Origin of the sequence: Leucobacter denitrificans, from assembly GCF_014396385.1 — a bacterium.
In the GTDB taxonomy this organism is placed as follows: domain Bacteria; phylum Actinomycetota; class Actinomycetes; order Actinomycetales; family Microbacteriaceae; genus Leucobacter; species Leucobacter denitrificans.
Genome location: NZ_CP060716.1, coordinates 1,351,749 through 1,364,968, shown reverse-complemented (window position 1 = coordinate 1,364,968; position 13,220 = coordinate 1,351,749). Strand labels below are relative to the sequence as shown.

The following is a 13,220-nucleotide window of genomic DNA, read 5'->3' as shown; positions in this document are numbered from 1 at the left end:
AAACAGAATTATGGTAAACGTACTTGCTTTCATTGAAACCACCGATACTGGCGAAATCAAGCCGAACGCAGCCGGTATTCTCGCCGCCGCCGCTTCGGTCGGGACGCCAATTGCCGTGGTAGTCCCGTCTCAAACGGGCGATAACACCGCTCTTGGTGCCCAACTCGGTGCCATCGGTGCTGCCAAGATTTACACAGCCGCAGCGAGCAATCCAGCGGACTTGGGCGCCGATGCGACTGCACTCCTCACAGCAGCCATTTCTGAGTCGTCGCCGCACGCGGTGATCCTGCCGAATACAAATGATTCGCGCTCAATTGCGGGTCGCCTTGCTGTGCGATCCGGCGGTTCCGTTGCAGTCGATGTCACGGGTCTTCGTTTCGATTCTGAAGGCGATGAAGTCATTGCAGAACACTCAGTCTTCGGCGGCGACTACATCACTGAGTCAGCTGTTGATGGCGGTCCACTCATCATCACGCTCCGTTCTGGTGCCGTTGAAGGTGCAGCTCCGGCTCAAGACAACCCTGAGGTCGTCGAACTCCGCCCCGAGGTTACCGGTCGCAGCGCACAGGTGGTTAGTGCGACACCCGTCGTTGCCGAGTCTGATAGGCCCGCACTTCGCGAGGCAGATATTGTTGTCTCGGGTGGTCGCGGTGTCGGCTCAAAGGAAGACTTCGGAATCGTCGAGCAACTTGCCGACGCGCTTGGTGCCGGAGTTGGGGCATCACGCGCCGCTGTCGATGCAGGGTATGTGCCACAGTCTTACCAGGTGGGTCAGACAGGGGTAACGGTAACGCCTCAACTGTACGTGGCACTCGGCATCTCAGGCGCGATTCAGCACCGCGCTGGGATGCAGACTTCAAAGACAATCGTTGCCATCAATAAGGATGCGGACGCGCCAATCTTCGAAGTCGCAGATTTCGGAATCGTAGGCGACATCTTCACGGTCGTGCCGCAGGTAATCGAAGGCATCAAGGCTCGACGCGGCGCCTGAGCCGCGCGATAAGAGAGAACAAGCAAATGTCTGATGAGAGTCGACCAGAAGGTCCGCGACGGCAGAGGATGGGGCAGCATGCTGCCCCAACTCGCTCCGCCGCGTCAGCCCCAAGCGGCTTGGAAGCTGGAAAGCCGGCTCCGAATCGAACGCGTATGGGAGCATCAGCTACGGTTTCGGAGGCAGCTCCTGCGAACCGCACAAGAATGGCTGATGCGCCGGCGGCATCGGCTCAGCGTACCCGGATGGGGGCCGCCACTGTTACTCCACAGCCCGAGGTCCCCGCGGAACAACCTGCCGTCCCAGCGACAGCATCGCAAAACGCGACCGAACCAGGCAAGCGGTGGCTTCGACGCGCTATTTTCTGCGCGATTCTGGTTGCTGCGGCGGTTGGGGTGGTTCTCGTTGCTCGTTGGTTGCGAACCTTACCTGAGGTGCAGCAGTTCCTGACGACTTATCCCGGACACGTCGCACTCCCGGAGTCGGCACCGGTGGGTCTGCCTGCCTGGATCGGGTGGCAGCACTTCTTCAACATGTTCTTCATGGTGCTCATAGTTCGCACCGGCCTTCAGGTGCGGCTCGAGAAGAAGTCACCCGGATACTGGAAGCCGAAGGAGCGTTCTTTCTTCTCCCCGAGAGGGGCGACCCCGAAAAAGGTGAGCCTTACCCAGTGGGTGCACCAGTCGCTCGATGTGTTGTGGGTAGTGAACGGTATTGTGTTTGTCGTGCTCCTCCTGGTCACGGGGCACTGGCAGAAAATCGTGCCGACAAGCTGGGAGTTCTTCCCGAACGCCCTTTCTTCGGGGCTGCAGTATGCGTCACTGAATTGGCCGCTGGAGAATGGCTGGATCCACTACAACGCCTTGCAGGTGTTCGCCTACTTCATAACCGTGTTTATTGCGGCGCCGTTTGCTGTGATCTCAGGCATTAGGTTCTCCACGTGGTGGCCTGATCAGCACGCGGGCTTGACGAAGATATATCCCGTCGAAATTGCGCGGGCGATCCATTTCCCGGTAATGCTCTACTTCGTCGGGTTCACCATTGTCCACATATTCCTTGTGTTTTTCACAGGCGCCCTTCGCAACCTCAACCACATGTTCACATCGCGAGACGTCGTCGACTGGTGGGGCCTCGCAGTATTCGGTGGATCGCTCGTCGTCATCGCTGCCGCATGGTGGCTCACTCAACCAATATTCATACGTCCGATTGCTGCTCGCACCGGAACTCTCTCGAAATAGTTAGGTAAAGAAAATGACTCTCGTAACAATGCCGACGCTACCTCGCTTACACCATGTAATCGGCGGTGAGCGCGTTGATAGCTCAGAGAAGCAGGCGGTATTTAATCCGAGCACCGGCGAAGAGGTGGGTGCGCAGGCGGTTGCCACGGAGCAAGACGTCGACGCGGCAGTGCAGGCAGCCGCTCGAGCTTTCCAGTCGTGGCGTCGCACGACCGCTGCCGAACGGTCCGAAATGCTCCTCCGCCTCGCGGATGCGATCGAGGCCGAGGGTGAGACCTTTGCGCGCCTCGAGTCACTCGATGTCGGAAAGCCGATTTCGACTGCACGCGATGAGATCCCTTTCCACACCGATCCACTTCGATACTTCGCCGGCGCGGCGCGTCTCGCGCATGGCTCGTCACTAGGTGAAGTTGGTCCAGGCCTGTACTCGCGTGTCGAGCGCGAACCAATCGGAGTCGTCGGCCTCATCATCCCGTGGAACTTCCCGCTTCTCGAAGCGGTCTGGAAGATCAGTCCGGCGCTCGCTGCGGGCAACACGGTCGTCATGAAAGTTACCGGTATAACCCCACTATCGACGACGCGATTGTTTGAAATTGCTCAAGAGATCTTCCCCCCAGGTGTGCTGAACCTGGTGCTCGGCAACTCGACGGGCGGCAAAGCGCTCGTTGCGCACCCAGGTGTCGGACTCCTTTCACTCACAGGTGCCACGAGTACCGGTAAGCAGGTTGCGGCTGAGGGAGCTCGAACCCTGAAGCGGATGCACCTCGAGCTTGGAGGTAAGGCACCAGTGATGGTCCACCCCGATATCGATCTCCGGGCCGCTGCAGAATACCTTGTCGGTACCGGCTTCGCCAACTCGGGGCAAGATTGCACTGCCGCCTGCCGCGTCATTGTTCACGAAGCAGCCTACGACGAATTCGTAGGGCATTACCTCGATTTCGCCAAGCAGATCGTAATGGGCCAGGGCCTCGATGAGACGACAACCATGGGGCCGCTCGTGTCTGCAGTGCACCGTGACTCTGTGCAGGGATTCGTTGACCGTGCTCGTGGATATGCAAATATTGCGCTGGGTGGAGACGTTGCCGGAGACGGTGGTTACTTCGTTTCGCCTACGGTCGTGCTGGATGCGGCTCAGGACTCCGAGATTATTCGAGAAGAGGTATTCGGGCCAGTCGTATCCATTCAGCGCGCAGAGACGGAAGATCAAATGCTGCGGTGGGCAAACGACTGCCAGTATGGTCTCGCGGGAAGTGTCTGGAGCAACGACCAGAACATCACGCAACGGGCGGCGCGCGAACTGAACTTCGGGACTGTGTGGATTAACACCCACCTCCAAGTACTGCCTGAGGCACCGTTCGGCGGATTCGGAAATTCAGGGTACGGAAAGGAGCTTTCAATGATGGCTCTCGAGGAGTACTCGCGCTACAAGCACGTGATGACGCAGACGTCGTAAGGCTTTAGTTCCTGGAAGATTAACTACCGTTTACTCGAAGGACGCGCATATGTCTGTGGTGACTGAGCGATTCGATTCGACGCTCGTGGTGACGATTGATCGTTATGAAAAACGGAATGCGATCGATCGCAATACCTCGGAGCAGATTGAGTCAGCGCTCAATGAACTCGAAGACGATTCGTCGCTTCGTGCGGGAGTGATTACCGGGACTGGAGGCGTGTTCTGCGCGGGAAGCGACCTCAAAGCAGAAATCGGCTCAAACTATATGCCGAGGGGTGGCGAATACGGAGTGATTCGAAGGCGACGCACGAAACCGCTTATAGCGGCGGTTGAGGGCGTCGCCTTCGGGGGCGGATTCGAAATCGCTCTCGCGTGTGACCTCATTGTTGCGTCGAGAGAAGCAAGGTTTGCCCTGCCGGAGGCGACTCGTGGAACGCTTGCAGCATCCGGCGGCATGTTTCGTGCGCAGCGAGCGCTTCCTCGTAACGTAGCCAATGAGCTATTGCTCACTGGCGAAGCGTTAAGCGCTGAGCGCGCGTATGCGTTCGGTTTCGTGAATGAGCTCTGCGAGCCTGGCAAAGCTTTGTCAGCAGCGGTCGAGTTTGCTCGGCGTATTCGTAAAGCGTCTCCCGCATCAATTCGAGCCACTCTCGCGGTTCGCGACCAAGTGTGGGAACACGTGGAAGCCGTAGGGTGGAATGCTACTGAGGAGCATCTTGAGAGCGTTCGCCGCGGCCCAGAAATGGCTGAGGGAATCGCCGCTTTCTTCGAGCGGCGACCCCCTCACTGGGCCGACTGAAGTGGCAGCTATCGACTGAGAATTGCCGCTCCCTCAAGCGCGAGCTTGTTGCTGTTTAATACAAGAACTCCGTGGTCGGGGAACTCATCACGGTGCTTCTCATAGGCCGCCGAGACAATGGTGCAACCGATGATGACCGATTGCGCTTCACCTGCTTCTGCAACCTCCTGAATGATTCGATCGGCACGCTCTGCGGCCGCTCGCGTATCACTGAGAATAGTGTCACCGTCGATGCCGAGTGCAGTGACTCCGGTGGATGCATTGCTGAACCCATAACTTGTAAGAAGCTGCTCGGTAGGCTCAACAGCTTCATCAATGTCGGTGATCAGATGAAACTTCGGCCCGTATTGGGTTGCCATTCCTGCCACGAGCTGCAAAGGCCCGATTACAGGGACGGGAGCAGCCGAACGGGCTGCTGGCACTGCGGGATCGTAGTAGCACGCAATAACCACCGAATCGAAACCGTCCGCATCTGCATTCTTAACGGCATCAACGACGATCTGTTCCTGGACCGATTCGTAAGAATCGTCATCAGCATCGAATCGATTTACGTGATCGGCGACAACCTCGACACCGGGAAGCGACTCGAACTGCTTTTGCACAAGTGCGTCGAACTCGTCGTCGAAACGCTCATCATTGAAATTGAACGGGGTGAGAAATAGTACCCGCTGTTTTGTCTTGACGTTCATGTCGAGCCTCCAATGGCCATACGTGAGTAAAAGGGGCGAGTTGAGTTCGTCTTATTCGCCACTTTCAAGCATGATCGATTTGGCCAGAATAGCTATCGTGAGTATTTCTGAATAACCGGACGGGCTTATGTATTTCTTCCAATACGGAATTCACCCTCCTCACACTTTACTGAGATGGAGACCTCAGCGATCCACCTGGTATTCGCGATAATTGGTCACCGCAACTCGTTGGCGAGAGTAGGAGAGAGTATGAGCCGCACGGACGGTGCTCAGGACGTACTTATTATTGGGGCTGGCCCCTCGGGCGCGACCTCAGCGCGGGTATTGGCTGAGAGCGGCTTCAATGTGACTGTGCTTGAGCAGGGCACATGGACAAACCGACTCGAAATTGCGGGTGACAAGCTCGAGCGTGAAGTCCTGGGTGCGAGTTCGTGGTCGATCGATCCGAATGTGCGCGGCCGACGCACTGACTACCCGTGCGACGTGAGCGAAGCTGAGATCCACCCAATCAACTTCAATGGTGTCGGCGGAGGCACCGTGCTCTTTGCGGGGGAGTGGCCGCGACTCATCCCCTCCGACTTCAAGCTCAATAGCCTGTACGGAATCGCCGACGACTGGCCAATCAGCTATGAAGATCTTGAGCCCTATTACGACCTCATCAACGAGATGGTGGGCTCGTCGGGATACCCCGGCGATACCGCATACCCGCCTGGGCTCGAGCATCCGCTGCCCGCACTCCCAATTGGACGAATGGGTGTGAAAGCCGCCGAGGGAATGAACAAGCTTGGCTGGCATTGGTGGCCAGCAGCCCAGGCGATTCGCTCAAAGGGTGAAGGTGATCGGGGTGCATGTGCGCGCTGGGCGATGTGCCAGTGGGGTTGCCCTGAGGGTGCAAAGGCGTCGTTTGATATCGCGATGTGGCCCGCGGCCATCGCAGCAGGAGCGAAGATCATCACCGAGGCGCGAGTACGTGAGGTGACCGTTAATGACCGAGGTCTCGCGACGGGTGCGACCTGGATTGATGCCGAGGGAGTGGAGCACCATACAGCGGCATCAGTGGTGATTATGTGCGCGAACGGCGTTGGCACATCGAGAATTCTCCAGATGTCCACTTCCAACCTCTTTCCAAATGGTCTTGCCAACTCATCGGGACTCGTGGGCAAAAACCTGATGCTCCACCCCTTCGTGGGTGTGATGGGTATCTACGAAGAGGATCTCCAGGGCTGGATGGGGCCATTCGGCGCAAGTCTGTTTTCGATGCAGTTTGCTGAGACCGATCTGAGTCGAGGCTTTGCTCGCGGAACCAAGTGGTCGCTCATGCCAATACCGGGGCCGATGGATATCCTCGAGCGTTACCACGACGTGCCGCTCGCGGAGCGTACCGGCGCGGCCGGGCAGAAGCTCGTCGAGAAGGCGCTCGGGCACGCATTTGAGTGGGCAGCCACTATTGAAGATCTTCCAGATGAGCGAAACTACGTTTCATTGAGTCCGGATCTCGTCGACAGCTCAGGATTGCCTGCGCCGAAAATTCATTACACCATCTCCGAAGACAGCAGACGCAATCTTGAGTGGAATGTAGAACGCATGCATGAAGCCCACCGTGCGGCAGGCGCTTATGAAACCAAAGAAGTTCCTTGGATGCCCGGTGTGGGTTGGCATCAACTCGGTACTGCGCGGTGCGGCACTGACCCGTCAACATCGGTCGTTGATGAGTTCGGGCGATCGCATGACGTGCCTAATCTGTTTGTTATGGACGGCAGCGTCTTTGTCACATCGTCGGCAGTGAATCCGACAGTGACAATCGCTGCCTTCGCAGCTCGGGCTACCGAGCATCTTGTTGAGAATGCAGCAAATCAGGAGGTACCGCTGTGTGTGAAGAAGTAGAGGTCACAATGGATGACGTGACGCGTCAGGGAGTAGCCCGGGTGATGGATGTTCTTCTGCCGGGCACAGAAGTGTTGCCTCGAGCGACTGCCGTCGATGCTCAGGGAGAACTACTTGATCGAGTGCTGCGGGCCGACCCGAAGCTTGAGCCGATTGTTCGCAGATGTGGTGAGCAGGCAGCTCAAACGAGCGAGATTTCGCTCGCTGACGTCGAGCAATGGATGGGTGAGGACACGGAGCGTCTCGTCTTTGCATTGCATGCCGCCTACTACATGTCGAAGGACGTGCGACAGGCATTGAACTACCCGGGTCAGGGCCGCGTCCCAGTCGCGGAAGCAACTCCTGACCAATTGGTCTCGCCAGAGCTCATCGCGCCGGTGATCGAGCGCGGACCAATCTACGTTCCAACCCCGGAGTAGGGCTGCATTGGGTGACAAGACACTGAAGACCATCGTGGTGTGGGCGCATCCAAGGGAGGACTCGCTCACTGGGAAGGTAGCAAGCGACGCTATCGATGAGCTGCAGAGTTTAGGTCATGATCTCACCGTGGTCGACCTATATCGCTCTGCTTTTGAACCTATTCTCCGTGAACCAGACGAGCCTGATTGGGAAAATCTCGATAAAGAGTACAGCCCTGATGTCATGGAACACATCAAAGAATATGGTCAGGCTGACTCAGTGGTGTTTGTTTTCCCGGTGTGGTGGTACTCATTTCCTGCCCTGATGAAAGGGTACGTCGATCGCGTCTGGAACCACGGTTACTTCTACGGAGGTGGACGAAGGATTGGATTCGAAAGGGTGTTGTGGGTTGCTCTGGCCGGAGATACCCAAGAAGCCTTTGCAAAGCGTAACTATGACGAAATGATGGAGCGCTACCTCAATGTGGGAATTGCGCAATATTGCGGTGCCAAACATAGTGAAGTGGAATTTCTGTACAACACGTTGGCTGAAGGAGTGGCCGACATGTCATTCCACGTCTCATCACTCCGTAGTCAAGCGCGGAGGGCCGTGCAACGGGTAGTGGCGTTTGCAGACGTAACGAGTGTTTGAAAGGAAGGCCATGCCGGGGGAACAGTGGGACGTTATTGTCATTGGAGCAGGGTTCTCTGGGCTGGTAGCTGCGCGCGATTTGACCGAGCAGGGCTATCGTGTGCTCGTTTTAGGGGGGGCGCGCGATAGGCCGGGTGGGCGGACCTGGTACCGGAAGTTTTCTGGTACCGACCACATGGTTGAAATCGGGGGTGTAATACCTGCCGGAGGTTGAAGTGCTCGCCGTCGACACGCATGACTGGGTGACGATGCTTGTTGACCCTGGCTGGATCTCGAGCGGCGACTATCGCGCCTTCGAGAAACCTCACAGGAATGTGTACTTTGCAGGGACCGACCATCCAAATCTCCGTACAGGGTGGGTCTCTGGCGTCATAGCGAGCTGAAAGGCTATCGCTGCCCAAATAGCGGAAGATCTCTTATCGGATTCAACGACACAGCTGCCATCCAACTTGTATGCGTTGGTCAAATTCTGGGAAATTTCCAATTCGATAGCGCGGCTTCGTGAAATAAACAAGCTGTTGATTTTTTGGTCAGCCTAACGTAGATGGCTGAGGTGGATATTTCTTGACCTTTTGAGTCATGTCTCATTTTTCTACTGCAAAGGAGCACAAACTAATGAGTTCAGAAACCGGTATAGCGGCGATTATTCCGCCAGACACCAAAGCCCAGGGCAAGCTGCATGGCAACCTAGGCGTACTCGATGTCATATTCACAGTTGTTGCTTACAACGGTCCTGCTGTGGTTTTCATGGGGTTCCTTCCCGTTCTGATCCTCTGGGGCAACGGCCTTGGTGCGCCGGCGATGATTCTTGCTGCCGGCGTATTGCTCACCGTGGTTGCAACAGGTCTTATTAATGTCTCTGAATCCATCAAACGCCCCGGCGGTTTCTATGCGCTTGTTTCAGCGAGCCTCGGCAGAGTCGTCGGGCTTGGTACCGGCTTTACAGCGTTGCTTACCTACTTTGCTGCGCTGCTGAGTGTGTACGTAATTGGCGGCCAAGCATTTTCCGACTTCGTCGTGAACTTTATGGGCGGAGAGCCCATTCCTTGGTGGATCGTCGGCTTGGGTTGCCTCGTGGTAGTGACAATCCTTGGCCATTTCAACATTCAGTTCTCTGCGAAGGTTCTCGCGGTATTTCTCTCGCTCGAGTTCCTGCTCATTCTCGTGTACATCATTGCGGTGCTTGCGCAAGGCGGTGCTGACGGATTTAGCTTTGAATCCTTCACGCCCGAGCACATGTTTTCGGGGGCCCTCGCAGTAGGCGCACTATTCGCAATTACCATCTTCGGTGGATTCGAAGCGACCGTAATTTTCCGCGAGGAGGTGCGTGACCCAGACAAGACGATTAAGCGTGCGACCTATGGCGTCATCGCGCTGCTCGCCGGCAGCTACGCCGTACTTGCGTGGGTGTTTATCAATGCCTATGGTCCTGCAGTGGTCATGGAGATCCTCACCCAAGACGTCGCTGGAGCCTCAGGCGCGAGCGTGCGTGAGTACGTTGGCGACATCGGCTACCTGTTTGCGAACGTTCTGCTCTTTACCAGCGCCTTTGCGTTGCAATTGGCATCTCACAATATTCTGACTCGCTACGTGTACAACTTCGGGGTCGATAAGATCTTCCCGAAGGCAATGGCTGCTACTCACCCGAGGCACGTCTCACCATATAAAGCATCTGCAGCAGTTTCGATTGTCGCTGTCGTCGGCGTCTTCGGCGTCGCAGTCTCAGGAATCCCGAATGCCACGCTCTACGCGACCGTCGTGTCGTTCGTGACATATGGAATGATCATTCTTGTCTCGACTCTGTCCTTTGGAATCGGTGTGTACATTCTTAGGAACAAAACGAGCAGCGCTTTGCACGCTATATTGATCTTCGTCGCCGGTGCAATATTTACTGCAGCGATGATTTTCGCGAGCGTGAGATTCGACTTGCTCAGTGGTCTAGTGGGAACACCCGCAATTGTCATGCTCACCGTCTGCTGGCTCTTCATTCTTAGCGGTGTCGTCCTTGGTATCTACCTGAAGAAGAACCGTCCCGACATCTACGCTAACGTCGGCCGGCGAGACAACTAGTAGTCATTTAAGCCCCAGATGGATCTGCCACTCGCTAAACCGTTCGCGAGTGGCAGATCTTATGTATGGGAGCTTTGTTTGCTGAGTAGTACGTTCTCCACTTTTGGTCTCGTTATGCGTGCTCCGGGCGGTAGAAACACCAGACAGTCTTGACTCACTTGGTAAAACAACCATGTGTCCATGCGAGAGACGAGAGGTAGGAATGACATATGGAAACACTCGAACAGATCCTTGCAAATGAAACTCCGACGTTTTCGCATGCTGAACTCGAGTCAACTATGGAACGGCTCTACGGGTTCACGAGCAAGGTTCAGACAGTCCTGTCGAGCGAGCGCGACCAAGTTGTGCTCCTCCGTGGTGAATCCTGTGAAGAGAGAATTCTGAAAGTCTCAAATTCTGCCGAGCTTGAGAGCAATGTCAGCCTTGAGAATGCGGCAGCTGAATGGGTGAGGCGGGCGGATCCCGATCTTCCACTCGCGGGACCGATGCCAACTTTGACAGGAGAACTGAGCGGGTCACTCGACGGACATTTCGTTCGGGTTTACCCGAAGCTCGAGGGAACCGCGTCGATTCATGGATCGACCCTTGGGTCTGATGAGATCAAGCAGTATGGCGAAGCAGTCGCGAGATTCGCTAAGGCGCTCCGCGGCTTCTTTCACCCTTCTGCCGACCGAAAAGTCTTGTGGCATATCGAGTCACTCGACCGTGTTCGGAATATGACCCATCACCTCGGTGAGTCAGGGCGCCGCCAAATGGTAGAGCGGACCTTCGAGCGTTTTGATGCGCGCGTTGCGCCGCGTTGGAATTCATTGCGCGCGCAGGTCGTGCATTCCGACATGTTGCTCGATAACGTGCTCATGGATGACGGTATCGTGAGCGGAATTATCGATCTTGGTGATCTTACGCATACCGCACTCGTCGCCGATGTTGCTGCAGCGTTCACATCGCTTGGTGACATGCGACAAGGCGACGATCTGTTCACAGCGTTTCGCCTCTTCCTTGATGGTTATGAGAGGATCACTCCGCTCGAGCCCCTTGAGCGCGAACTGCTCGGCGACGTGCTTGCAGCACGACTTGCTACGACGGTGACACTCGGTGCATGGCGTGCTGCCGAGCATCCAAACAATGCTGATTTTCTCGAGGCATGGGAGGGTGCTGCGTGGAGCCAGCTCGAACAACTCGATGAGCTTGGACCGGAGGCGGTTGCGCAGAAGCTTGGCGTATATCCGACGGTGTTGCCCCAATCCTCTCTCCTTGAAGAGCGGAATCGCGTATTTGGGTCGGGACTTGTCCCACTCACGTATAGCGATCCGCTGTACCCGGTGTCTGGCCGTGGCGCCACCGTTACCGAGGCTGACGGCACAGTTCTTGTCGATGCGTATAACAACATTCCTTCGCTTGGTTACGCTCACCCGCGAGTTGCCCGAGCGATTGCAGACGAGACACGCACACTTTCCACGAACTTGCGGTACTTGCATCCGCGCGCGATTCAATTAGCTGAGCGAATTATTGAGTCGATGCCTGCGGATCTCGGTCTCGACACGGTACTGTTCATGAACTCGGGAAGCGAGGCCAACGATCTCGCATGGCGTATCGCGTCTGCGGCTTCGGAGCGCGACGGTGCGATCGTTACTGACATGGCGTTCCACAGTGTGACGATGGCCGGTACAGAGCTATCGCCGGGTGAGTGGTTGCAGGATATGCGGGCTGATCGCATAGCGCGCTTCACGCCCGGTGGATCAATTGAGAATGCAATCGATGTTCTTGCTTCACGTAACCTCAAAGCAGCCGCTATGTTCGTTGATCCTGTATACGGGTCCGACGGAATTCTCACCTTCAGCAAGGAATACCACGCCGCACTCAGCGCATCGGCACACGCTGCCGGAATCCGTGTCGTCGTCGATGAAGTTCAGGGCGGTTACGCGAGAACTGGCGAGCATCTGTGGTCGTTTGCGGCTGTTGGTCTCCGCCCTGACATCGTCACTCTCGGGAAGCCGATGGGCAATGGATACCCGATCGCTGCCGTGGTGGCGCGCTCAAGCGATGTCGATGCGCTCGGACGACACCAGGAGCTGTTTAGTAGCTTCGCCGGGTCGCCAGTCGCGGCCGCTGCCGGCCTCGCCGTGCTCGATGTCATTCGAGACGAAAACCTCATCGCCGAATCTGCTCGAAAGGGAGCGTATCTGCGTGAGAGAATTCTCGAGGAAATTGGCGGATCGCCGAACTTCAAGGGGTTCCGGGGAATCGGGCTGCTGTTCGGTGTCGAATTCGATGGCCATGGATCAGGCAAGCCGATCGTAGATTTCGCGCGGCGCGAGGGAGTCATGCTCAGCGCCACAGGATTCGCGTGGGACACGATCAAGATCCGGCCTCCATTGGTGATCACAGATGCCCAACTCGACTTTGTTGCGCGAACCATTGGGCGTGCGGTCGCAAACAGTCGTTAAGCGCACGAGACAGGAGTAGACATCGTGACGAATGCGCCGGGACTTTGGTTCGAGGAATTCACTCTTGGGCAAGAGTGGATTACCCCGAGACGGACAATCACTGACGCAGATGTGGTCGGGTTCGTCGGTCTTACCGGGTCGGCGGTCGACGTGGATCCCTCCGGCAGGTTGATAATGCCGGAGGCCGGTGCGGTCGCGATCGCAACGGGACTTGCCTGGGTGAGACTCGGCATCAATGAAGGAACTGCAATGGCCGTGCTCGGGATGAAAGACTGGTCGTTCATCGAGCCAGTGTGCTCCGGGGACACGGTTTATGTTATGCAGCGTATTGCTGCGCTTCGACCTTCCCGAAGCAAGCCTGATCGCGGGATCGTGGAGTTTGAGTTCGAGATTCGCACCCACGAACACAAGGTATGTCAGCGCGGAACATGGGTCTTTCTCTGGAGCAAGAAGCCTGAATAGGGTTCCCTCTCTATAGCAAGCTTCCAGGGATAGGAAATATTCCGCAAGCAATGGATCTATGTTGTGATTCTTACAGGAAATGAACCCGTCGGAGTTGCGTACGCTCAGAGTACATTCGATGTCGTTTTTGTGCCGCG

Annotated in this window: 13 protein-coding genes; 12 read left to right on the top strand and 1 reads right to left on the bottom strand. The window is 56.4% G+C overall.

Translation table 11 applies throughout. The features are described 5' to 3' along the window. Window positions 1–10: 10 nt before the first annotated feature. From H9L06_RS06530 to H9L06_RS06515, 4 genes are all read left to right on the top strand, one after another. Entirely contained in the window at window positions 11–991 is a 981-nt protein-coding gene (locus H9L06_RS06530) for an electron transfer flavoprotein subunit alpha/FixB family protein (RefSeq protein ID WP_187554450.1), read from the top strand. A gap of 155 nt (window positions 992–1,146) precedes the next feature. Then, the gene (locus H9L06_RS06525; protein WP_187554449.1) at window positions 1,147–2,229 is read left to right on the top strand and encodes a cytochrome b/b6 domain-containing protein; all 1,083 of its coding nucleotides are present in this window, start codon (window positions 1,147–1,149) and stop codon (window positions 2,227–2,229) included. 13 nt (window positions 2,230–2,242) lie between these two features. Next, complete coding sequence (locus H9L06_RS06520) at window positions 2,243–3,682, top strand: aldehyde dehydrogenase family protein (protein WP_223165174.1); 1,440 nt, start codon at window positions 2,243–2,245, stop codon at window positions 3,680–3,682. Window positions 3,683–3,731: 49 nt separating this feature from the next. Beyond that, the gene (locus H9L06_RS06515) at window positions 3,732–4,481 is read left to right on the top strand and encodes an enoyl-CoA hydratase-related protein (protein WP_187554448.1); all 750 of its coding nucleotides are present in this window, start codon (window positions 3,732–3,734) and stop codon (window positions 4,479–4,481) included. 8 nt (window positions 4,482–4,489) lie between these two features. Here H9L06_RS06515 and H9L06_RS06510 read toward each other — a convergent pair whose 3' ends face one another. Beyond that, the gene (locus H9L06_RS06510) at window positions 4,490–5,170 is read right to left on the bottom strand and encodes an aspartate/glutamate racemase family protein (RefSeq protein ID WP_187554447.1); all 681 of its coding nucleotides are present in this window, start codon (window positions 5,168–5,170) and stop codon (window positions 4,490–4,492) included. Between the two features lie 249 nt (window positions 5,171–5,419). Between H9L06_RS06510 and H9L06_RS06505 the strand changes: the two genes are divergently transcribed. The 8 genes from H9L06_RS06505 (at window position 5,420) to H9L06_RS06470 (ending at window position 13,083) form a co-directional block, all read left to right on the top strand. Next, window positions 5,420–7,054 (top strand): GMC family oxidoreductase, encoded by a 1,635-nt coding sequence (locus tag H9L06_RS06505; protein ID WP_187554446.1) that lies wholly within the window; start codon window positions 5,420–5,422, stop codon window positions 7,052–7,054. Then, complete coding sequence (locus tag H9L06_RS06500; RefSeq protein WP_187554445.1) at window positions 7,039–7,473, top strand: hypothetical protein; 435 nt, start codon at window positions 7,039–7,041, stop codon at window positions 7,471–7,473. The genes H9L06_RS06505 and H9L06_RS06500 overlap by 16 nt, the downstream gene beginning before the upstream one ends. A 7-nt stretch (window positions 7,474–7,480) precedes the next feature. Further along, window positions 7,481–8,104 carry an NAD(P)H oxidoreductase gene (locus H9L06_RS06495; protein WP_223165173.1) on the top strand — a complete coding sequence of 208 codons (624 nt, stop codon included), beginning with the start codon at window positions 7,481–7,483 and terminating at the stop codon, window positions 8,102–8,104. 10 nt (window positions 8,105–8,114) lie between these two features. Then, window positions 8,115–8,318: an FAD-dependent oxidoreductase gene (locus tag H9L06_RS06490; RefSeq protein ID WP_187554444.1), complete on the top strand. Its 204-nt coding sequence runs from the start codon at window positions 8,115–8,117 to the stop codon at window positions 8,316–8,318. A gap of 1 nt (window position 8,319) precedes the next feature. After that, complete coding sequence (locus tag H9L06_RS06485) at window positions 8,320–8,487, top strand: hypothetical protein (protein WP_187554443.1); 168 nt, start codon at window positions 8,320–8,322, stop codon at window positions 8,485–8,487. Window positions 8,488–8,719: 232 nt separating this feature from the next. Further along, window positions 8,720–10,174, top strand: coding sequence for an APC family permease (locus H9L06_RS06480; protein ID WP_187554442.1), 1,455 nt, complete (start codon window positions 8,720–8,722; stop codon window positions 10,172–10,174). 209 nt (window positions 10,175–10,383) lie between these two features. Then, window positions 10,384–12,621, top strand: coding sequence for an aminotransferase class III-fold pyridoxal phosphate-dependent enzyme (locus H9L06_RS06475; RefSeq protein ID WP_187554441.1), 2,238 nt, complete (start codon window positions 10,384–10,386; stop codon window positions 12,619–12,621). 24 nt (window positions 12,622–12,645) lie between these two features. Then, entirely contained in the window at window positions 12,646–13,083 is a 438-nt protein-coding gene (locus H9L06_RS06470; protein WP_187554440.1) for a hotdog family protein, read from the top strand. Window positions 13,084–13,220: the final 137 nt, after the last annotated feature.

Bases quoted from the DNA above. Each gene is read 5' to 3' on its own strand.
- H9L06_RS06520 (WP_223165174.1), top strand. From the start codon at position 2,243: ATGACTCTCGTAACAATGCCGACGCTACCTCGCTTACACCATGTAATC.
- H9L06_RS06505 (WP_187554446.1), top strand. From the start codon at position 5,420: ATGAGCCGCACGGACGGTGCTCAGGACGTACTTATTATTGGGGCTGGC.
- H9L06_RS06525 (WP_187554449.1), top strand. From the start codon at position 1,147: ATGGGAGCATCAGCTACGGTTTCGGAGGCAGCTCCTGCGAACCGCACA.
- H9L06_RS06490 (WP_187554444.1), top strand. From the start codon at position 8,115: ATGCCGGGGGAACAGTGGGACGTTATTGTCATTGGAGCAGGGTTCTCT.
- H9L06_RS06475 (WP_187554441.1), top strand. From the start codon at position 10,384: ATGGAAACACTCGAACAGATCCTTGCAAATGAAACTCCGACGTTTTCG.
- H9L06_RS06480 (WP_187554442.1), top strand. From the start codon at position 8,720: ATGAGTTCAGAAACCGGTATAGCGGCGATTATTCCGCCAGACACCAAA.
- H9L06_RS06530 (WP_187554450.1), top strand. From the start codon at position 11: ATGGTAAACGTACTTGCTTTCATTGAAACCACCGATACTGGCGAAATC.
- H9L06_RS06510 (WP_187554447.1), bottom strand. From the start codon at position 5,170: ATGAACGTCAAGACAAAACAGCGGGTACTATTTCTCACCCCGTTCAAT.
- H9L06_RS06515 (WP_187554448.1), top strand. From the start codon at position 3,732: ATGTCTGTGGTGACTGAGCGATTCGATTCGACGCTCGTGGTGACGATT.